Origin of the sequence: Phycicoccus sp. Soil748, from assembly GCF_001428025.1 — a bacterium.
Taxonomy (GTDB): domain Bacteria; phylum Actinomycetota; class Actinomycetes; order Actinomycetales; family Dermatophilaceae; genus Pedococcus.
In genome coordinates, this window is sequence record NZ_LMSC01000009.1 from 94,987 (window position 1) to 112,588 (window position 17,602).

13 protein-coding genes and 4 pseudogenes are annotated in these 17,602 nt (G+C 66.9%); 5 read left to right on the top strand and 12 right to left on the bottom strand.

The annotated features are described in order from the left end of the window. Positions 1-107: 107 nt before the first annotated feature. From ASG70_RS20450 to ASG70_RS14420, 3 genes and pseudogenes are all read right to left on the bottom strand, one after another. Positions 108-666, bottom strand: a pseudogene (locus ASG70_RS20450) (replication initiator); the annotation flags it as partial. Positions 667-668: 2 nt separating this feature from the next. Beyond that, a pseudogene (locus tag ASG70_RS20455) lies at positions 669-1,311 on the bottom strand (replication initiator); the annotation flags it as partial. A 366-nt stretch (positions 1,312-1,677) separates the two neighbouring features. Next, positions 1,678-2,070, bottom strand: a complete 393-nt coding sequence (locus ASG70_RS14420) for a hypothetical protein (protein ID WP_162253919.1) — start codon at positions 2,068-2,070, stop codon at positions 1,678-1,680. 590 nt (positions 2,071-2,660) lie between these two features. Here ASG70_RS14420 and ASG70_RS19380 point away from each other — a divergent pair. Then, entirely contained in the window at positions 2,661-2,828 is a 168-nt protein-coding gene (locus ASG70_RS19380; protein ID WP_056884561.1) for a Flp family type IVb pilin, read from the top strand. Positions 2,829-3,701: 873 nt separating this feature from the next. Here the strand turns inward: ASG70_RS19380 and ASG70_RS14430 are convergent. Then, positions 3,702-4,469: a hypothetical protein gene (locus ASG70_RS14430; protein ID WP_156400022.1), complete on the bottom strand. Its 768-nt coding sequence runs from the start codon at positions 4,467-4,469 to the stop codon at positions 3,702-3,704. Positions 4,470-5,524: 1,055 nt separating this feature from the next. Here ASG70_RS14430 and ASG70_RS14435 point away from each other — a divergent pair. Further along, entirely contained in the window at positions 5,525-5,734 is a 210-nt protein-coding gene (locus tag ASG70_RS14435) for a hypothetical protein (RefSeq protein WP_056884563.1), read from the top strand. Positions 5,735-6,404: 670 nt separating this feature from the next. Here the strand turns inward: ASG70_RS14435 and ASG70_RS14440 are convergent. The 3 genes and pseudogenes from ASG70_RS14440 to ASG70_RS14455 form a co-directional block, all read right to left on the bottom strand. After that, positions 6,405-7,079 (bottom strand): DUF6766 family protein, encoded by a 675-nt coding sequence (locus ASG70_RS14440; protein ID WP_056884564.1) that lies wholly within the window; start codon positions 7,077-7,079, stop codon positions 6,405-6,407. Between the two features lie 80 nt (positions 7,080-7,159). After that, positions 7,160-7,573, bottom strand: coding sequence for a hypothetical protein (locus tag ASG70_RS14445; protein ID WP_200949299.1), 414 nt, complete (start codon positions 7,571-7,573; stop codon positions 7,160-7,162). Between the two features lie 1,258 nt (positions 7,574-8,831). Beyond that, a pseudogene (locus ASG70_RS14455) lies at positions 8,832-9,894 on the bottom strand (glycerophosphodiester phosphodiesterase family protein); the annotation flags it as partial. A 337-nt stretch (positions 9,895-10,231) separates the two neighbouring features. Here ASG70_RS14455 and ASG70_RS14460 point away from each other — a divergent pair. Further along, the gene (locus ASG70_RS14460; RefSeq protein ID WP_056884566.1) at positions 10,232-11,209 is read left to right on the top strand and encodes a DUF6454 family protein; all 978 of its coding nucleotides are present in this window, start codon (positions 10,232-10,234) and stop codon (positions 11,207-11,209) included. A gap of 552 nt (positions 11,210-11,761) precedes the next feature. Here ASG70_RS14460 and ASG70_RS14465 read toward each other — a convergent pair. After that, complete coding sequence (locus ASG70_RS14465) at positions 11,762-12,499, bottom strand: TetR/AcrR family transcriptional regulator (protein ID WP_056884567.1); 738 nt, start codon at positions 12,497-12,499, stop codon at positions 11,762-11,764. A gap of 157 nt (positions 12,500-12,656) precedes the next feature. Here ASG70_RS14465 and ASG70_RS14470 point away from each other — a divergent pair, with 157 nt between their 5' ends. Together ASG70_RS14470 and ASG70_RS20460 are read left to right on the top strand one after the other, a co-directional pair. Continuing rightward, positions 12,657-13,514: a hypothetical protein gene (locus ASG70_RS14470; RefSeq protein WP_056884568.1), complete on the top strand. Its 858-nt coding sequence runs from the start codon at positions 12,657-12,659 to the stop codon at positions 13,512-13,514. Between the two features lie 103 nt (positions 13,515-13,617). Continuing rightward, positions 13,618-13,839, top strand: a pseudogene (locus tag ASG70_RS20460) (PRC-barrel domain-containing protein); the annotation flags it as partial. A 374-nt stretch (positions 13,840-14,213) separates the two neighbouring features. Here the strand turns inward: ASG70_RS20460 and ASG70_RS20095 are convergent. From ASG70_RS20095 to ASG70_RS14490, 4 genes are all read right to left on the bottom strand, one after another. Further along, on the bottom strand, positions 14,214-14,864 hold the full coding sequence (locus ASG70_RS20095; protein ID WP_056884569.1) for a hypothetical protein: 651 nt from the start codon (positions 14,862-14,864) through the stop codon (positions 14,214-14,216). A gap of 1,081 nt (positions 14,865-15,945) precedes the next feature. After that, a complete protein-coding gene (locus tag ASG70_RS14480; protein ID WP_369818921.1) occupies positions 15,946-16,440 on the bottom strand; it encodes an SRPBCC family protein in 495 nt (164 codons plus the stop codon). Between the two features lie 109 nt (positions 16,441-16,549). Beyond that, positions 16,550-17,155 carry a sigma-70 family RNA polymerase sigma factor gene (locus ASG70_RS14485; RefSeq protein ID WP_235531516.1) on the bottom strand — a complete coding sequence of 202 codons (606 nt, stop codon included), beginning with the start codon at positions 17,153-17,155 and terminating at the stop codon, positions 16,550-16,552. Further along, entirely contained in the window at positions 17,152-17,595 is a 444-nt protein-coding gene (locus ASG70_RS14490) for a MarR family winged helix-turn-helix transcriptional regulator (RefSeq protein WP_156400024.1), read from the bottom strand. Before ASG70_RS14490 ends, ASG70_RS14485 begins: the two co-directional genes overlap by 4 nt. Positions 17,596-17,602: the final 7 nt, after the last annotated feature.

A 17,602-nucleotide genomic window follows, 5' to 3' on the forward strand; every position in this document is an offset into this window, starting at 1 on the left:
CGCCTCCATCGCGGCCAGGTCAATGGTGTCGCCGCGTCGGTTGGCGTCGGCGAGCAGCTGTTGGGCGCGGCGTCTGGCGCGGCGGAGCTGGCCGAGGGTGACGGAGNGAGCAGCCCGTACGGGACATCGGCCAGGGGTCCTTGGCGGCCGGTGGCGACCCAGTCGTCCTCGACCCGCCGGCCGAGCTGGTCGGCGGTGTGCTGGATGCGGCGCAGGTGCGCGTTGGAGTGGTCGGTGGTGTCGGTGGCGGCCTTGGTGGCGTACTTGGCCAGGTAGCCGGCCACCTGCTCCGGCGACAGGGCATTCGAGGGGTCGTCGGTGCGGCGGGCGCCGGTGACGGGGCGGGCGTCGACCTGGCGTCCGAACGCGAGCACCCGGGGCACGTCATCTTCGTGGACGGGTGGGGCGGTGAACCGGACCGCGGCCACGGCCTCGCGGACCAGGCGGGCGAGGTTGGTGGCGGTGACCTGGCGGAGTGCGGGGGCGAACCCGTCTGGGGTGCGGGGGCCGTCGAGGCGGATCAGGGCGTGGAAGTGGACCAGCCCGCGGCGTTGGTACTCGGCGACCTTGGCGTACTGCACGGTGACCACCTCGTGCAGTTGAGTGGCGGGGATGCCGAGGTGGTGGGCGAGGGTGCGGCGCAGGGTGATGGTGAACCGGCGCCACNNACTCCGGGGCCCACCACTGCCACACCACATGGCTGGCGTAGTCGTAGCAGTCCCGGCACAGCGGCTGCCCCAGCGCTTCGTCATCTTGGGCGTGGACGGCCAGGCACGTCGTCGGGCGTCCGTGCGGGCAGCGGGGCTGGCCGGTGGCGTGGGGGCGGCAGCGGCGGCTGTTGTCGCGGGTGCCGTGCACCGATCCCATGGATGGTGCGGTGAGGGTGGCGAAGACCAAAGGGTTGTCCGCCACGGTATCGGGGACGGTCTTGCCGCCCCTGACGCCGGCCCGGATCAGCTGGAACATGTCCGCGGCGTACAGGCGGGAGCAGGACGGGCAGGCGGCCTCTCGCCTGTTCCCACACCGCACCACGGTCGACCCCAACGGCTCGTCCGCTGAGGAGTACGTGGACAGGATCTCGCCGGTGGCGCGGTCGAGGGTGGTGGAAGCCCCGACCAGGTGGACCGGGTTCGAGCAGAACCCCACCCGGGAGGCGGCGACCGACCACCCGTCCAGGTTATCCGACAGCATCCGCGCCAGGATCTGTTTGGACTGGTGCTGGTCGTACCCGGGCAGGTGCAGCTGGTTGTTGTCGTCGAACTGGGGGCGGGGCAGCCCGGCCCACAACGCGTTGCGTGTCTCCTGCGACATGAACGGCCACCCCCTTCCCTGGTGAGGGTGTGCCGTGCGGCCTCTGTGCTGACCTCGCGCCACACGGCACACCCTGTCCAAGGGCGGCCCCACTGTGTGTTGGAGGGAGCCGGGCAGTGCGAGGTCAGCAGCCGCACCGGCACTGGGTTGAACGGTTGACCGCCACCACCGAGCCCCGTTTCAGGCAGGCTCGGCGGGNCGTCAGTCTGGGGGTCAAGATTTGACCCAGCCTTTACTCATAAGCAGCCGGGTTGACCAGCCCGTGCCGTTCCCGTCAACGCAGTCCATGACGTCTGCGCAGACAGGGGTGAACTGAGGGTCATGCTCATGACAGCAGGCAGCGGTGACAGGCACGGACGGAGCGTGTTAAGTCAGGCAGTATTCGAAGTACCAGCGACCGACTCCTCCGTGAAGCTGCGCCGCTCGGATCGCGCTCGCCGCCTTCTTGATGGGCTTATCGACTGCGTTTGCCACCTCATCGCCGGCGGAATCAACAACGTACCCGCGGATCTGATCGGCCAAGGCCTGTTGACCAGAATCTTCACTGAGCCCTGCGTTCATGACGGCACAACCTGCCTTGGCTACGACCCTTTCGTCGGGCTCACCGGCGCGCAGAGCCTTGAAGATGTTCCTGCCTTGGCTGACTGCGTCCCTGGCGGCCGGATTTGCGATGACCTCCGGACACAGGAGGTGGCAGTCCAGAATCACTGTGCGGCCCACCTCGACGCCCTCATGGCTCACCCACACTGACGCCGCCACGATTACGGCTATCAGACCTGAGGCCGCCCGTCGTCGCTGTGGCATGTTCACCTCGAAGTAGTGCGCAAATCCCTGACGATGTGCACGAGGCTAGGAGCGCGCACCTTCGAGCACTTCCCCACAATTTCCTAGTGCCGTTTGTGTCAGCCGATGCTGCCCTACTCCAGCGCTGGTCAATGCAGCAAGCCAGCCTGACCCTTCCTCGGTACACGAGGGAGTCGGACTTTCGTTGTCGGCGCCATCCATCGACATGCCAAGCGCTCGCTCATCAGCATGACCGCGCAGATCGCGGCATGAGCGAGCGAGGTTGACGCGATGCAGGGCAATGCCGCTTCCGGCCACTGCTTCAAGGGGTCGGTAGCCATCGGCCGATGGAGTGCCCCCATTCTCTGCCCAAGAATGGTGGGCAATCTCCCCGTGTCGCGTTTGCTACGACCAAAAGTCTTCGATGTCAACCCGCGCGGGTGGCGGTGCGGACGAACCGTTCGGTTAGGGCGAACAGTGCTGAAGGTGGATGAGCGCCCCGCCGGTCGGCTGGAACGCTCAGGGCTCCGCAGTCAGCCGATCCACCTTCACGAAGGGAACTCCCCGTGCGCAACTACGTCATTAGGCTTCACGCGCGAGTCGCCGAACGAGGCGCTACCGCAGTCGAGTACGGCCTGATGGTCGCCCTCATCGCCATCGTCATCGTTGTCGCCGTCGCCCTGCTCGGAGGGAACCTGTCCGGGATCTTCGACAAGGTCGCCGGCAGCGTCTAAGGGGCCTCACGTCATGCACGTGTTGAAGCGCGGCCTTGTGTGGCTGGTCTTAGTGGGGCTGGCGACGGCGTTGGGCTACCTCGCTGGTTCCTTCGGTCTCATCTGACCCCCTGGCCTTTGGCGCGGAAAGGCCCGTCCACTCCGCGAGGAACGTGGCGATCTTCGGTTTCGCGTTGGCGGCGAGGTAGCTTCTGGCGTCGGCGGCAGGGTAACCAGACGCACAGGGGTGGCCATGCCTTTCGTGCCCGGGCGGGGTGCCCGGAGCGTCATCACGCACGAGCCGAAAGACGCACACCGTGGGTCGACTGAACGGACAATGTCTTCCTGACGATTCGCGCGCCACCCTGCGTGCCTCATAACGTCCGAGGGTGCCCCCACCCTGTCTCGCGTGCCGTTACGCAGGCGACTTGGCGTCATGCCCAGGATGTGGTCGCGTGCGGCCGGGTCGAGCACTGCTGGCTGAGTGGCTGGTCTCGGTCTGGCTGCTCGCGACAGCCATTGCAGTTGCCCTCTCGGCGATGACCTTGCGCTGAGGTGGGACCTACGCCATCGGGGGGACGCGGGGGGTATCGAGCCGGTCGTAGGGTCTCTGCATCGCGTAAGGGTCCGCCTGGTCCATCCCCCGGTCGGCAGGCTCTAGCGTGAGCGGCCGCGGCGGCGCTGGGAACGACGCTTCCCCAGGGGGCGCCGCCGTCGGTCGCACCGCTGGCTGAGCCAGGCTCCGACAGTGGATTCCTCCGCTCGGCTCGGTGTTCTAGGCTTGGGCGGTTGCGGAGGAGCCCCCTGGTCCTCACCTGCAACGGTCGCCCCCGCCTCCGCGCGTGGAGACGGGGGCGATCCCGATTCCAGCCCGTCGCACCCAGATCTGTCGTCCTAGTAGTCGAGCCCCTTGGCCGGAATGGTGAGCGGCGCCAGCCACTCCGCGCGCCTGGCGTCGCTGAGGATCTGGTCCACATCGCAGTTGAAGCGGTCGACGCCCAGCGACATGCACAGCAGCATCGTGCTCAGAGCCCTGATCGGCTCGGTCCACTTGACCAGTACCTCAGGAGGTAGGGCGGCTCGGATCGTCTCGACGTGGTTCAGACCGGTCCGTCCGGGCCGCCAAGATCCGCCCTGAACCATCCACGCCCCCGCGGCCGCAACCTGCTGGCAGGTGCGTTGGATCTCGTCTTCGGTCAGGTCCTCGGACGCCATGATCGTCCGCACCTTGGCTCCCCGGGGCACGACTGTCTCAACCACCTTGGCGACGTGATTGGCCACCTGCCGACCCTCCTCAGGCTCAAGGCGCGCCGGCGTGATGATGTAGGCGACCTCTGTGGCACCGCTGCCCACCAGGGACTCGGCTTCCTTCACCACATCGTCGACCACGAGCAGCTCATCGTCGCGTCCGTGCCACCGGATAGCGGTCGCCAGCCCCACACCCGAACCTCTCAGGACATCTGAGGCGAGCTCCAGGTGCTCTGGACGGGTGATCACCGCCGCGACGCCCTGGCGCACCGCGGCCACACATCCCTGATGCACCGCGGAGTCGGTGATGCCCGACGCGTACAGCCGCTTGTCCAAACGAGTGGCGAGCTCGGCTGCGCTAATGACCGTGCGCAATGGCGACGATTCATACTCCGGGGGCTGGGTGGCGGGCAAGAGGCCATCCTCGTCTAAGGGCGACGTCCAAGTCACGACGCTTCGGTACCCGCAGCCTAATCACACCAAACACCCCAAGACAGCACGAAGCTACTGCGTTGCTCCCGGATAGCTTTAGGCGAGGGCCCCTGCTCGCAGTTGCTACACGTGCCGTCGTCCACGCGCGGAAAGACGAGGGAGATTGCGTCATGGACCCGGCGGGCAGGAGTAGCGTTGGGCCCTCGACCAGCAAGGTTGACGCGACGCAGGGAAACGACTCCTTTCAAGACCATCCCACACAGGGGTCGCGGTGGCCGCGGGCCGAACGAAGTGCCCCCGCCCGGACGGCTACCGGGCGGGGGTGCTTTCGCGAAGGGCGCCGGGCGTGCGGCCCGGGCACGGCTACACATCCCGACGCCCCCGTTAGCCACGATGGGGACTTCTCGCGGCGTCCAAGTAGGCGCGACGCCCTTCCCGCCAGGCGCCCAGAGGCCCAGCGTGCGAGGTTCGACTCGAGTTGACGAGGGACCTTCGTCCCTACGTTCGCCCAGAACGAAAGCGTCCCGGTGACACTCGCGGGCGAGACCCCAGGGGGCCTACCCCATCCGGCTGGTTGCCCCTACGCATCATGACCGAAGCGCTGCTCACGCCGCCGCGCCTACCGTCGAGCCACAGCGGTCCCCGCGACCTCCCCCCTCACCGCAGAGGCTGCTGTGCTGTTGAGGTGACAAGAGNTCGAGCCCGAGTTACTCAAGGCCGGGCTGCTCGCACAGAGGCGACAGGTCCGCCCCCTGACCGCCCAGCTCTCCTGAGGTTCGCCGAAAAGAAGAGCGGGCGGTCACGTCGCCCTTCGACCTCACGTCGTAGCGACGGCCCGCCTGATGGTCCCACCGAGCAGGCGGTGAGGGAAGAAGTTGAGGGCGCCCCTGTTGTGCTAACTCGTCTCGTGGCTCCGACGAGCTATGGCAAGCCCAAACGGCAAGGCGCATGCTGAGATGCAGTTGGGTTTTGCGCCCGCAGGAACACTCGCGGAAACGGTGAAGGCGCGAAATAGCGCCTGAGCCAAGGAGTCGACCATGCGCGTCGCGACCGCGGTAATCGTGCCCAAATCCGCCGTTCGAGACTCGAAGTCTCACAGCCGCCTTGTCGGGGAAGCCCGAGCCCGCCTGACACAGTTGGGCCTCGCCGCCGATCACGCGTTAGCCGAGGAGCCTGCCGTGGTGATCGCCGAGGAATCGATGCCCCCGCACGTGGTGATCGTGACGTTCAGCTGGGAGATGGACTGAGCTTCGCTTACCCGGTTCGGTGCGACCCAACGAGCGTTGCAACACGGTGGCGGAGGGACTGCCCCCGGCCTCTCCAACAGAGCTGGCCGTCAGGCAGTCGTCGCCCCTTTCGCGATCGAAAGCTGGGGTTGCCAGTGCGGGTATGAGTGACTTCTGCGCAGGGCCTGGAGGAACTTGGGAGGGTCGCGCGGGACCTGGTGGAGACCCGAGGGGTCTCGCCAACCCTCCGGGCGGTCGTTGCGGGGCCGCCGACCCCCTTCCGTGCCGATGGTTTACGCATCAGTCAACACGTGATGGAGGGCGCCAAGCGTGCGGCCCGTCCAGCACGGTCGCAACCACGCATCCCGGCGCCTTCGCCAACCACTTGTAGGTTGGGGCCGTGACAACGCTACGACTCGGCAACGGCACATCCAAAGTGCCCGCTAGCGATGCTGGGTACGGGCAAAGCACTCCGAAGAGGGACGGCACGACGGCCTGACGCTCATGGCTCCCGGCACGGCGATCACGGGGGTGCCGGGGTTCCTCGGCGGTCACCTCGTCGTGGCCCGCCGGACAGCGGGCGGCCACCCGCCTACGAATCGGACGGCGTCGGGCCTGTCCCCGCGCAGCACGCCGTCGCACACCTCACAACCGCTGCGCTAGCTGGGGTAGCGCCGAGGATCCAGGTTGCTTACCCTTCCACGCCGGTGGCGGTGTGGGGGGAGCCCACGGGCTTGGACTCGGGCGAGCCCCGCTCCCGCAGGTAGATGCTGAACACGACCATGCTGGCGACGGCAAGGAACTCCGACTGCCAGTTCTGCAACGTGCGGTTCCAGAAGTCCGGGGCGACCAGGTAGGCGGTCCAGCCGAGGGGATCCTGCAAGTCCTGCAGCTGGTCGGCGTTGAAGGCGCTGCGGCCGGCCACCAGCTGGGCGCTCCACGAGCCCACGAACACCAGGCCCATGACCAACACGAGCGACCGCGAGTACAAGGCGGTCCGCCAGCCCCCGACCCGGGCCCAGCGCGGCGACGTGTCCTCGGCGTAGCGTCCGACCTTCTGGTCCGCGTCGGACTCACGGCCGGCCTTGTCCAGCGGCTTGGACTCCGGCGAGCCCTTCTGCAGCAGCCAGACGGTGAGCAGGATGTAGAGGAGGAACTGGAGGTACTCGGACTGCCAGTTCTCGGCGACGTCGACGGTGAACTGTGACGAGGTGAGGTACTCGACCATCGTCAGTGTGGGCAGCCCTGCGTCCTGCGCGCTCTCGTTGTACAGCGCGTGGCCCGACACGGCTTGTCCAACGAGGGCGACTAGGAGCAGCAGCGTGAAGGCGAGAGTCAGGCTGTTCTCCCGCAGCCGGCGCCTCATCGGTGCGCCATCCCGATGGCGATGCAGTAGGCGAGGCCGAGCACGATGAGCGCGAGGTAGCCCAGGAAGAGTGCGCGCACCTAGTTCCCCTTGATCTTGCAGTCGTAGGGGCGGTCGCCCTGAGGCGTGCAGGCTGCCGCCGTGACGCGCCAGCCGGTCCTGAAGCGCGCGAGGAAGACCGTGTCCGTGGAGAGGTGGACGATAGCGTCCTTGCCGTAGACCTGGACCCCGCGCACGGCCGCGCCACCCGAGGCGGCCTGCCCGGGCAGCGAGCGTTCGCAAGGCCCGTCGGTGGACTCCAGCTCCTTGCGGGTATGCGGGGCGAGCAGGTCGCAGGCGGTGCCCGGCGAGCTCTTGGCGGACGAGGCGAAGGCCACAGCCGCCGCTTCGGCGTTGTGGTTCTCGGCGTTGCCCTGTCCGGAGCATCCAGTCAGCACCATGAGCGTGCCGACCAGCCATGTCACTGCGGGGCGCCGCCCGGGAGGTCCTGTCACGGGCCGCACTCTAGCCACCGGGGCGAGCGTGGGGCGCGAAGTTTGTGCCGCCACGCCGCGGGTACGACCCCTCGTGCGGCAGAGAACCGGCCGGGTCCGTACTGCTGCGCCACTCCTCAGATCGGCAGCATCATCGCCAAGGTCACTGCGGTTGCCCGGCGCGTTGTGCGCAGAAGGTCTGCCATCCAGCAAGGGTGCAGCCAGCCGATTGGAATCTCATCACGTCCGCTCATCGGCTGCTTGTTTCGTCGGCGTACGGCCGGTGCCTGACGAGGCTCGGCCCAGGCGTTCGGGCTGTCGCTCTCACATCGGCTGCCCACCTTGGTGTGGCTCTCATTTGGCCAGCGCAGTCCCGGGCGTCGGTCTCCAGAGCGGGAGAGGCTCAAGAGGGGCGTGCCCAGCTCGAAGCAGCTCGGCCCTCCTAGCTCGACAACCACACAGTTACGAGCAGAGGAGGACGGCATGGACCAAGCGTCGGCACGGGTCGTGATCGGTATGGACCCGCACAAGCGGTCAGTAACGATTGAGGTCAGCACGGCGATGAGCGCATCGTCGGGTCAGGCCGGTTCGGCACCGACAGCGACGGCGACCGCGCCATGGTCACGGTTGCGAAGCAGGGGCCGGCCCGGCTGTGGCCACCAAGGGCTGCAACGGCATCGGCCAGCACATCGCCCTGCGCCCGCTGGCCGATGGTGAACAGGTCATCGACGTGCCACCGAAGCTGTCCGCGAGGGTGCGCGCCCTCGTCACCGGCCAAGGCCGAAAGGCCGACGCCACCGACGCGCACTCCATCGCCTTGGTCGGCACCCGGATGAGCGGCCTGCGGCCGGTCGTCAACCTGGCCGTCCTGCGTGTGCTCATCGACCGGCGCCGCGCGCTGGCAGATCATCCGGGTGTGGTGTTCACTCAAGCTCGGCGGCCATACGCCTGCGGGCCTTCCGGCGCAGCCCGGCTGCTCGTCGAGGTCGGTGACATCACCCGCTCCCCGACCACAACCACTTCGCCTCCTGGACCGGCACTGCACCCATCGACGCGTGCTCTGGCGACCATGTGCCACCGCCTGTCCCGTGGCAGGAACCGACAGATCAACCGGGTACTGCACATCCTGGCCACCGTTCAGCTGCGCACCTCACCGAATCCCACCCTGACGACGAAGCGGGGCACCTCGATACGAGGTGCCCCGCCTCGACTCGACGGGCCTCAGGGAGCGGGGGACGCCTTCGGCAGTCGCATGCCGCGCTTGGCCATGATGTCGCGNTCGGCAGTCGCATGCCGCGCTTGGCCATGATGTCGCGGACGTGGTTGGGGTAGTTGGTGATGATGCCGTCGACGTCCATGTCCATGAGCGCCTCGATGGTGGCGTTGTCGTCACAGGTCCAAGGGATGACCTTCAGGCCGTTGTCGTGGGCCTCGGTGACCATCTGCTCGTCGGGGTAGAAGCGGAAACCCGGGTCGCCGACCTTGCCGTTCTGCGGAAAGCCGTAGTTCGGTGACACCGCCGTAAGCCCAGGAACGGCAGCTTTGGCCGACTGGATGAGGTCACCGCCGTAGGTGTCGGAGTCGATCCCGCCCAGCCAGGGCGACGCACCGGGCTTGCCGACCTGCAGGAAGTCGTAGTTCGTCAGGGCGACCAGCGGCCAAGTCGGCGCGTAGCTGTGCATCAGCTTGAGTGCGCCCCAGTCGAAGGACTGGATCGTGACCTGGCGCTCAATGCCCGAGGCGTGGATCTCTTCGTAGACCCGTCGCACGAATTGCTCACGCGGAGCGGTCTGCTCAGGGGCGCCCGCCTCGACCTTCGTCTCGATGTTCAGCTTGACCTGGTTGGCGTGGTAGTCCTTCACGAGGTTCAGAACATCCTTGAGCTCAGCCATGCGCCAGCCCTTGATCTGCTCCTGCTGCGGGAAGCCGGGCAACTGCTGGTACCCGCAGTCCATGGTCTTGATCTCGGCCAGCGTCAGGTCCTTGATGTACTTCCCGACGTACGGGTACATCGGGTCACCCGCGAAGGCCGCGGCCGTGTCCCGGCACTTCTGAGCGCTGATCTGACGGTCGTGGTTGACCACGACCTTGTCGTCCTTGGTGATGTGGGTGTCAAGCTCCAGGGTGCTGACGCCCAGCCGCAGCGCCTTCGCGAATCCCGGCAGGGACTCCTCGGTGGTCATGCCGATACCGCCACGGTGCGCCTGCAGGTCAAACTGGGTCTTCTGTGGAAGGACGCCGGGCCCCGGAGTGCTGGACGTCGTCGCGGAAGCGGCGCCAGCCGCGGACAGGCACAACGTCGCGGCGCTGGCTGCAGTCAGAACAGAACGTAGAGGTCTCATACGCCGGAAGTTAGGAGAAGCGATCAACGAGTCGACGACCCCCGGGTGAACCGGGGCGCAACCACTGGTGTCAGTGAACTCGAGGAGCCCAACCGCCCTCGACCCGGCGCTCCACTCCGCCCGCCTCAAGGGCGCTGAGCGTTACTGCGTGATGGCCTGCGGCCACCCTTGCTGACCTCTCCAGCAGGCTCCGCTGCTCCGCTTCGGGCTCGCGGGCCCCTCCCGGTCGACAGGCAGGAACGGTGTTCACACGGAGTGCGGGCTCCCGACGTGTCACATTCACGAACCCTTTCTAGCGTCACAGGGCCCCTGTCCTCCCAAGACCGAAAGGGTTCTCATGAACCGCATCCAAGGCGCAGTCCTGGCCGCCGTCCTCGCCGTCTCCACCGGCAGCGCTGCAGTCGCCACCGCCCACGCCGCCGAACGCCCCGAGCAGCACACCGCGAATTCTGAACTCGCGAGCAGCTTCAGCAAGGTCACCCGCAACAGCGATTGGCAACTGACGAACAAGCTGAAACTGAACTTTCCTAGCTTCCACACCGAGGGAATCGCTTTCACCCCCGACCACATCTTCCTCTCCTCGGTCCAGATCCTCGAGCCCACCGTGAAGTACCCCACCCCACAAGGTGGCTACGACCGCACCCCCGGCAAGGGCATCGGACACCTCTTCGTCATGGACCGCGCGGGCAACCTCCAGAAGGACATCACCCTCGGCGAGGGCGACATGTACCACCCCGGCGGCATCGACTTCGACGGCACCAACGTCTGGGTACCGGTCGCCCAATACCGCCCCAACTCCAGCGCGATCATCTACCGCGTCGACGCCGACAGCCTCCAGGTCCACAAGCAGTTCGAGGTCAAGGACCACTTCGGCGGCATCGTCTTCGACAAGCAAACTGGTCACCTCGTAGGCAACACCTGGGGCTCGCGCCGCTTCGCCGAATGGAGCAACACGGGCAAGCAACTGAAGACGTGGGACAACCCCAACTTCTTCATCGACTACCAAGATTGCCAGTACGTGCCCAACAGCAAGATGCTCTGCGCCGGCGTCACCAACCTGCCCCAGACCCCTACCGCGGGCGGAACAGCCGCCACCTACGAACTCGGCGGGGTCGCCCTGATCGACCTCAAGTCCCACCAGGTCACCCGAGACGTCCCCTTCCAAAAGTGGTCCACCGCGGGACACGTCGCCACCCGCAACCCCTTCAAGATGTCCGCCGACGGCAACCACCTCACCATGCGCGTCGCCCCCGACAACGGCGATGAAGGCAACGGCACCGAGATCCTCACCTACGAAGCAACCGTCACCAACTAACAACCTCCTCTCGCCCCTGCGCCATCACGTTCTGTCATGGCGCCGGGGCGAGCCACGTCGGGCAGCGCACACAGATCTCACCCTGGGCCCGAGTCCTACCCGCAGTTGTCCCCACACCTGTGCCAAGGCCATCGCGTCTGCGTTTGGGACTCCTGAGAAGGACACGGCGCAGCACCCGAAAGCCGTTCTCTTGTGCCCAACAAGCACGAGCATGGGACTGCCGCCAAGCACGGGAGCCACACGAAACGATGGGCCGCCTCATATGCCTGGGCGCTAGTCAGTTGCAGGTCGTCGCCCGCCACGCGCGCACGATAGTCGTCCCGGCCCTGTTCCGAGCGAGCACGCAGATTGCGGCATGAGCGGAGGCTTCGCACCGTCGCATGACAGCCGGACTGCGCAGTCTGTCGTCGACGCGCCCTACATCCGTTCATCGGCAAGACCGCGCCTGGTCGCGGCATAAGCGGAGACATGCAAGCGCCGCCGAATCTACGACGCTTTCTTAAAGCCGCCGACCATCAAGGGTTGTCGTAATAGAACGACCAGTCGGGCCCGCTACTGCGCCAGTTCAAGGTCAAGCCTGTTCAGGAGCCCCTCGAGGGCCTCTTCGAACTCTGCCTTGCTGCGGTCTTGGGACAGCATCGGGCGGAGTCGCTTCACGGTCGGGAAGTCGTCCAGGGACAGCTCGGCGTCCTCGTTGGCAAGGTCTGCGTCACCTTCGTCAAGGGGCTCCTCCACCGGTGACGTCTCGGCGCCAGCGCTCGCCGCCTCCAAGAGCAGGTGGCCCAGCAGGAAGCTGGTGAAGGCCCGGTACACCCTGGCTGCCTGAGCGCCCGAGAAGCCGAGAGACGTCAGCGACTCGAGGAAGTCCTCCACGACGCGCAGGCTCCGCAACGGTGGACGCAGCCATGGAGCGGCGGGGTGCCGGGTGGCGATGAGGGGAAAAATCTTGGGGTGAGCGACCGCGAGGTCGCGGACCTGGTGGGCCAGCAGCTGGAGCACCGCCTGCCACCCCGTGTGCCGGGTCCCGGTGTCCTCCGGCTGCACCCGGATCTGGTCGACAAGGAGGTCCACCACACCTTCAAGCAGGTCCTCGCGTCCGTTGACGTGGTGGTAGAGCGACATAGCCTCCACCCCAAGGGCCTCACCGAGGCGCCGCATGGTCAGCTGCTGCGCGCCTTCGGCATCCATGAGGCTGATGGCGGTGTTGAGCACCAGCCGACGCGTCAGGGGTTGCCTGCCAACGGAGCCCGTCGCGGCCGAGTCGGGCCCCCCGGAGAAGTGTTCGTCCATGGTGCCCTCCATGCGTCCGGTGATGCCTGATTGTTTCGCATCAGACGCCGGTGGGCACAACGAGACCAACACGGGAAGATCGCCGTTCGAGTTGCGGACATAGCCTTATGGCGTAAGGCTGGCAAACGTCCCATTTACCTCGTTAGGGAGAACCTCAATGTCGAACGAGCTCCACGACGCGCTACGCAGCGTCGCCCTCTTCGTCCCCAAACTGGTGGCCTTCCTGGCCATCCTCATCATTGGCTACTTCGTCGCCAAGCTCATCGGGAAGGCCGTCGACAAGGTCCTCGAGCGCGTCGGCTTCGACCGCGCCGTCGAGCGCGGAGGCGTGAAGAAGGCCCTGTCCCAGAGCAAGTACGACGCCTCAGACATCGTCGGCAAGCTCATCTACTACGCCCTGCTGCTCTTCGTCCTGCAGATGGCGTTCGGCGTGTTCGGTCCCAACCCGATCAGCCAGCTCCTCACCGGCGTGATCGCCTTCCTGCCCAAGGCTATCGTCGCCGTCATCATCATCGTCGTGACGGCCGCCATCGCCGCCGCCGTCAAGGAGCTGCTCACCAACACCCTCGGCGGGCTCTCGTACGGCCGGACGCTGGCCAACATCGCCGCTTTCTTCATCATCGGCCTCGGCGTCATCGCCGCGCTCAACCAGGTCGGCATCGCCACCACGGTGACCCTGCCGGTGCTCGTCGCGGTCCTCGCCACGATCAGCGGCATCCTCATCGTCGGAGTCGGCGGCGGCCTGATCAAGCCCATGCAGTCGCGCTGGGAGGGCTACCTCAACACTGCTGCGCAGGAGGCCGGCGCCATCCGCCGCGAGGCCGCCAGCGCTCCTTCGGTGAAGGCGCAGGCCCAGGCGGCCAAGGACCGGTACTCCTCCGAGGAGGACCCCACCATGTCGCCCCAGGGTGGCACCAGCACCGCCTACGTCGGCGACGACACCGCCGTCTTCGACCAGACAGCTGGTGGCGCCACGCGGGCTGACGGCTCGGGCAACGGTTACGGCCAGGTCTAGCGACCCGCCCGGGCGACGTCCGCGCGCGTGCACGACCGGGGCGGGGGTCCGCCTTCACAACCGACCCCCGCCCCTCAACCCCAACCCACACTGAGAGACAGCAGTGCGAAGCACGATTGCAGAGCAGGACATCCCGCAGGTCCAAGGGGCCGACGCCTACGACATCAACGGCGACAAGATCGACCGTGCCGGTCAGGTCTACCTCGACGACCAGACCGGCCGCCCCGAGTGGGTCACCGTCAACACCGGCCTGTGCGGCATGAACGAGAGCTTCATCCCGCTCCCGAACTCCAGCGTCGGTGGCCGGGGCCTTACGGTGCCGTTCACCAAGGACAACGTCACGGACGCGCCCCAGGTGGATCCGGACAACGGACACCGGTCCCAGGACGAGGAGCGGGCCGTGTACGCACACTCCGGCAAGGACTATTCCTGGGCGCGGTCCGCCTCCGGGCTGCCGGCCGGCGGCACCCACACTGACCGGCATTGCGACACCCGCGACCTCGCTTACGACCTTGAGGGCGCGCCCGGCCACGACACGTTCGGACCGAACACTGACGATGCTGTGGTGACCCTCATGTCGAACCACCTACCGACCCGGCGGCTGGTCGAACCCGTTCCGCTGCCCGTGACAGCGGCTCAGGTCCAATGCGGACTGTCGCATGGACCTGAGCCGGTGTGTCCTAGCGACGACCCTTCGGGTCAGCTGGACTTGTTGATCGCGCCGCAGGCGACAGGAAGGGTCGCCTCGAACAGGTTGCTGAGCGAGGAGTGGTCCTTGTCCGAGGGCAGGTCGGCACCGTGGATCACAATGTGCAGGTCAGAGAGGTTCGTCGCGATGTCCTTGGGGACCACGACCGAGCGGTGATACGTCAGGTTCCCGCGCGAGTCCGCCTTAACGAACCGCTCGAGGGTCAGGCCGCTGGCCGGGCTGGTGTCGCCGCGCGCGGTCAGCGACACGTCGATGGGCCCGTAGGACGGAGCGCCCTCCGACAGCGAGATCAGCCCGTCGGGCTTGCCCGCCACGAAGGTGGAGGGGTCGATCGGGTCTCCAGTGTTGACGTCGGCGGAGATGTCCGGGCACTCGTTCCTGGAGTCCACGAGGCCGTGGATGTGCATCGCGTGGGGCTCGTTGGGGGTCAGACCGGATGCCTTCAGGTTGATGTCGAGCGTTCGGCCGCTCAACCGCAGCACCGCAGTGCCGTGCACCTGAGAGCCGCCGTCTGCTGAGTGGCGGTGGGGTACGGGTCGCAGCGTCGCGTCGTAGTGGCTGGCACCGACGGCCATAGCAGCACCGCCCGACACGAGCACGGCGAGGGGCGCTGCGAGCAGCACGGCAAATCGCTTCTTCATGGAGGATCCTCTTCGCTCGGGCGCCCCTGCAGTGCAGTCGCACGACGCCTGACCCGTATTCGAGACGAGGGGGCCTACCGGATTGGACGGTCTGCATTGCCTCCTCGGTCAACCGAACGACCGGGACATCGCAATCGCTCATAGTCCGGATCGACTACAGGCCGGCGCCCGCACGACCGGATATGGGCAGAGCCCGCGCGGATCGCGGCAGATGAGGACACCAAGTCCTATCGTGGAGCATGGCTACCGAACAGAAGCGGCCAGATGAGGCGGAAGAAGTCGAAGATCAAGCCCGCCGCCTACATCGAGGGGATGCCTCGGTCGGCGGCGTGGGCTTCTTCAGGTCGTGGGAATCGCTACCCGAGGGCACAAAGGAGATGTACCGAGCCCAGTTCAGAGCGGCCCGCCGACAACGTCAATAGGTCGGGTTCCATGGCATGGGCGGATGGGTCGACCGCTAATCGGCATCACCGCGCGGATCGCGGCAGATCCGGACGTGCCGGCATGCGGCCTGCGGCCTGCGAGAATCAATGCATGTCCAAGCGACGGCGGCCCGCCACCCAGCAGGGCATCGCTCGATGGCGCTGGGGAACTGGGGGCGTACGTCTTTTCGACCCCACCGGGGCGGAATACGAGCCATCTGAGGTTGAGCTGGACCGCAAAGAAATCAACGACCTCTTCCGAACACGCGAGCTTCCTGTCGCCGTCCACAGTTGTGGCGAGGGGGTGCGTTGGCACGTGGCGGCCGAGGGGCGGCAGGCGTGGGCTGTCGTAAGCGCCGACTTCGAGGATATTGCGGGTTGGCGTCCCCCTCCCGGCGCGCCCGGCGCCCAGCCTTACCGCGCGGAAATGTGGCGCGGCTCAACGGGCCAGGGTCGGGTGCTGGTGCTGCGTAACGACTAAGCGTTTGCAGATCCCTCAACGCGGCATGAGCGGACGCTCGGCTCTCACTTGACTAACGCTTGGGCCAGATGATGTTGATGCCTTGGTTCACGGTCACCGTCAGCAACCACGGCGGGGGCTGCCGTTTTGTCGTCCGACTTCCCGCATGAACGAGGCGGTCCGGCAGAGGTTCGGGTTCTTAGCCGGACGCTTCGAGGATGCCCTTGAGCCTGGCCAGGTCCTTGGTCGTGGCGCGCGTCATGGCGCGCTTCACCATCGGCTCGCTGATCTTGGCAAAGCCTGACGGGGAGCCCTGGTTGCGCAGCGTCATCCGCGTCGCTCCCTCGTGCACCGGCTCCCACTCGTACGTGGTCTCCATCGGGAACGGGCCATCAGCAGTGCGCATCACCAGCCTGCGCCCAGGCACGAGCTCGACGACCTCGTAGGTGTAGGCGAGTCGCCGCCCGAGGAAGTGGGCGACGAAGTCCATCCTCGACCCCACGGACAGGGGCTCTGGTGTCAGCCAGCGCACAGACACGATGTTGGCGTACCACTCCGGAGCCCTACCCGGGTCACCGGCAAAGGTCGCTACTTCCGCGGAGGGCCGCTCGATCGTGCATTCCACCCTCACATCAACGCTCACCAGCCCATCATCTCCCAACAGCAACGCCTCCATGGGACGGAAGGTCTGCATGTGCCCGACGCTTGTGGCTCGAGATCGCGAGGTGCAGGTCTGACATCCGGCGCACTCGGTCGGCGCCTGTAGGACCAGCCACGGAATCGCGCACCCGACGTGGGCTCCTCTAGGCGCTGGCAACCCCTGGGTCTAGAGCGTGCGCCAGTGAGCGCAACCCGTCCCTGATGCGGGTCTTCGCGGTGCTGTGCGGAATGTCCAGGTGCGAAGCAACCTCGGTGTATGTCAGGCCGTGGAAGTACGCGAGCTGGACGGCGGTGCGCTGCTTCATCGTGAGCGCTGCCAGGGCGCCTCGGACTCTGGCGGCTTCGAAGGAGGAGTGTGCCGACTCGGCGGTTGAGTCGAATGGTGCCGGCGTCACCTTCCGTGTCCACACGTCCTCACGGGTGCGGCTCGCGCTGACACTGCGGACCCGGTCCACCGCGCGCCGGTGCGCAATGGTCAGAATCCAGCCGGCTGCGCTGCCCCGCGACGGTTCGTACCGGCCGGCCTCGGCCCACACGTAAGCGAAGACGTCCTGGGTGATCTCCTCGGCGAGGGCGTGCTGGACCACGACCCGCAGCACCAGCCCGAACACGCGCGGCGCCGTCGCCGCGTAGACCTGCGCGAAGGCGGCCTCGTCCCCGGATGCGCAGCGGACTAGCAAATCGCCCAACGACTGCGCGTCGTCGCCTTCGCCGTTCCAGCCGTCGAGTGGTGCGCTGTGCGCGGTCACGAGGTTCGCACCGACATCCGCATCACCAGGTCGTGCAGGTCATCGCGCAACCCGGTCAGCTCATCGCCGCACAACCCGGTCTGCTCGACGACGTTCAGCTGCGCCCGTGACGCGCCCAGCTCGACGGCAGCACCCTTGGGTGTGAGGCGAACTCGACGGGTTCGAGCGTCATCCGGGTCCTGGTCGCGCACGACGAGCCCAGCCTCCTCGAGGCGCCCCAGGATGGGGCTGACCGCGGCCGGCGACAGCTGCAACCGGTCGGCAATCTCGTGGGCCGGTTGGTCATCGGACTCCCACAGCACCAGCATCACCAGGTACTGCGGATACGTCAGCCCGACGGCTTCCAGCAGAGGCCGGTACGCCCGGGTCACCTGGTTCGTCGCGGCGTACAACGCGAAGCACAGCTGGTCGTTCAGTCGCAGATTGCTGGACCTGCTCATTGGCACT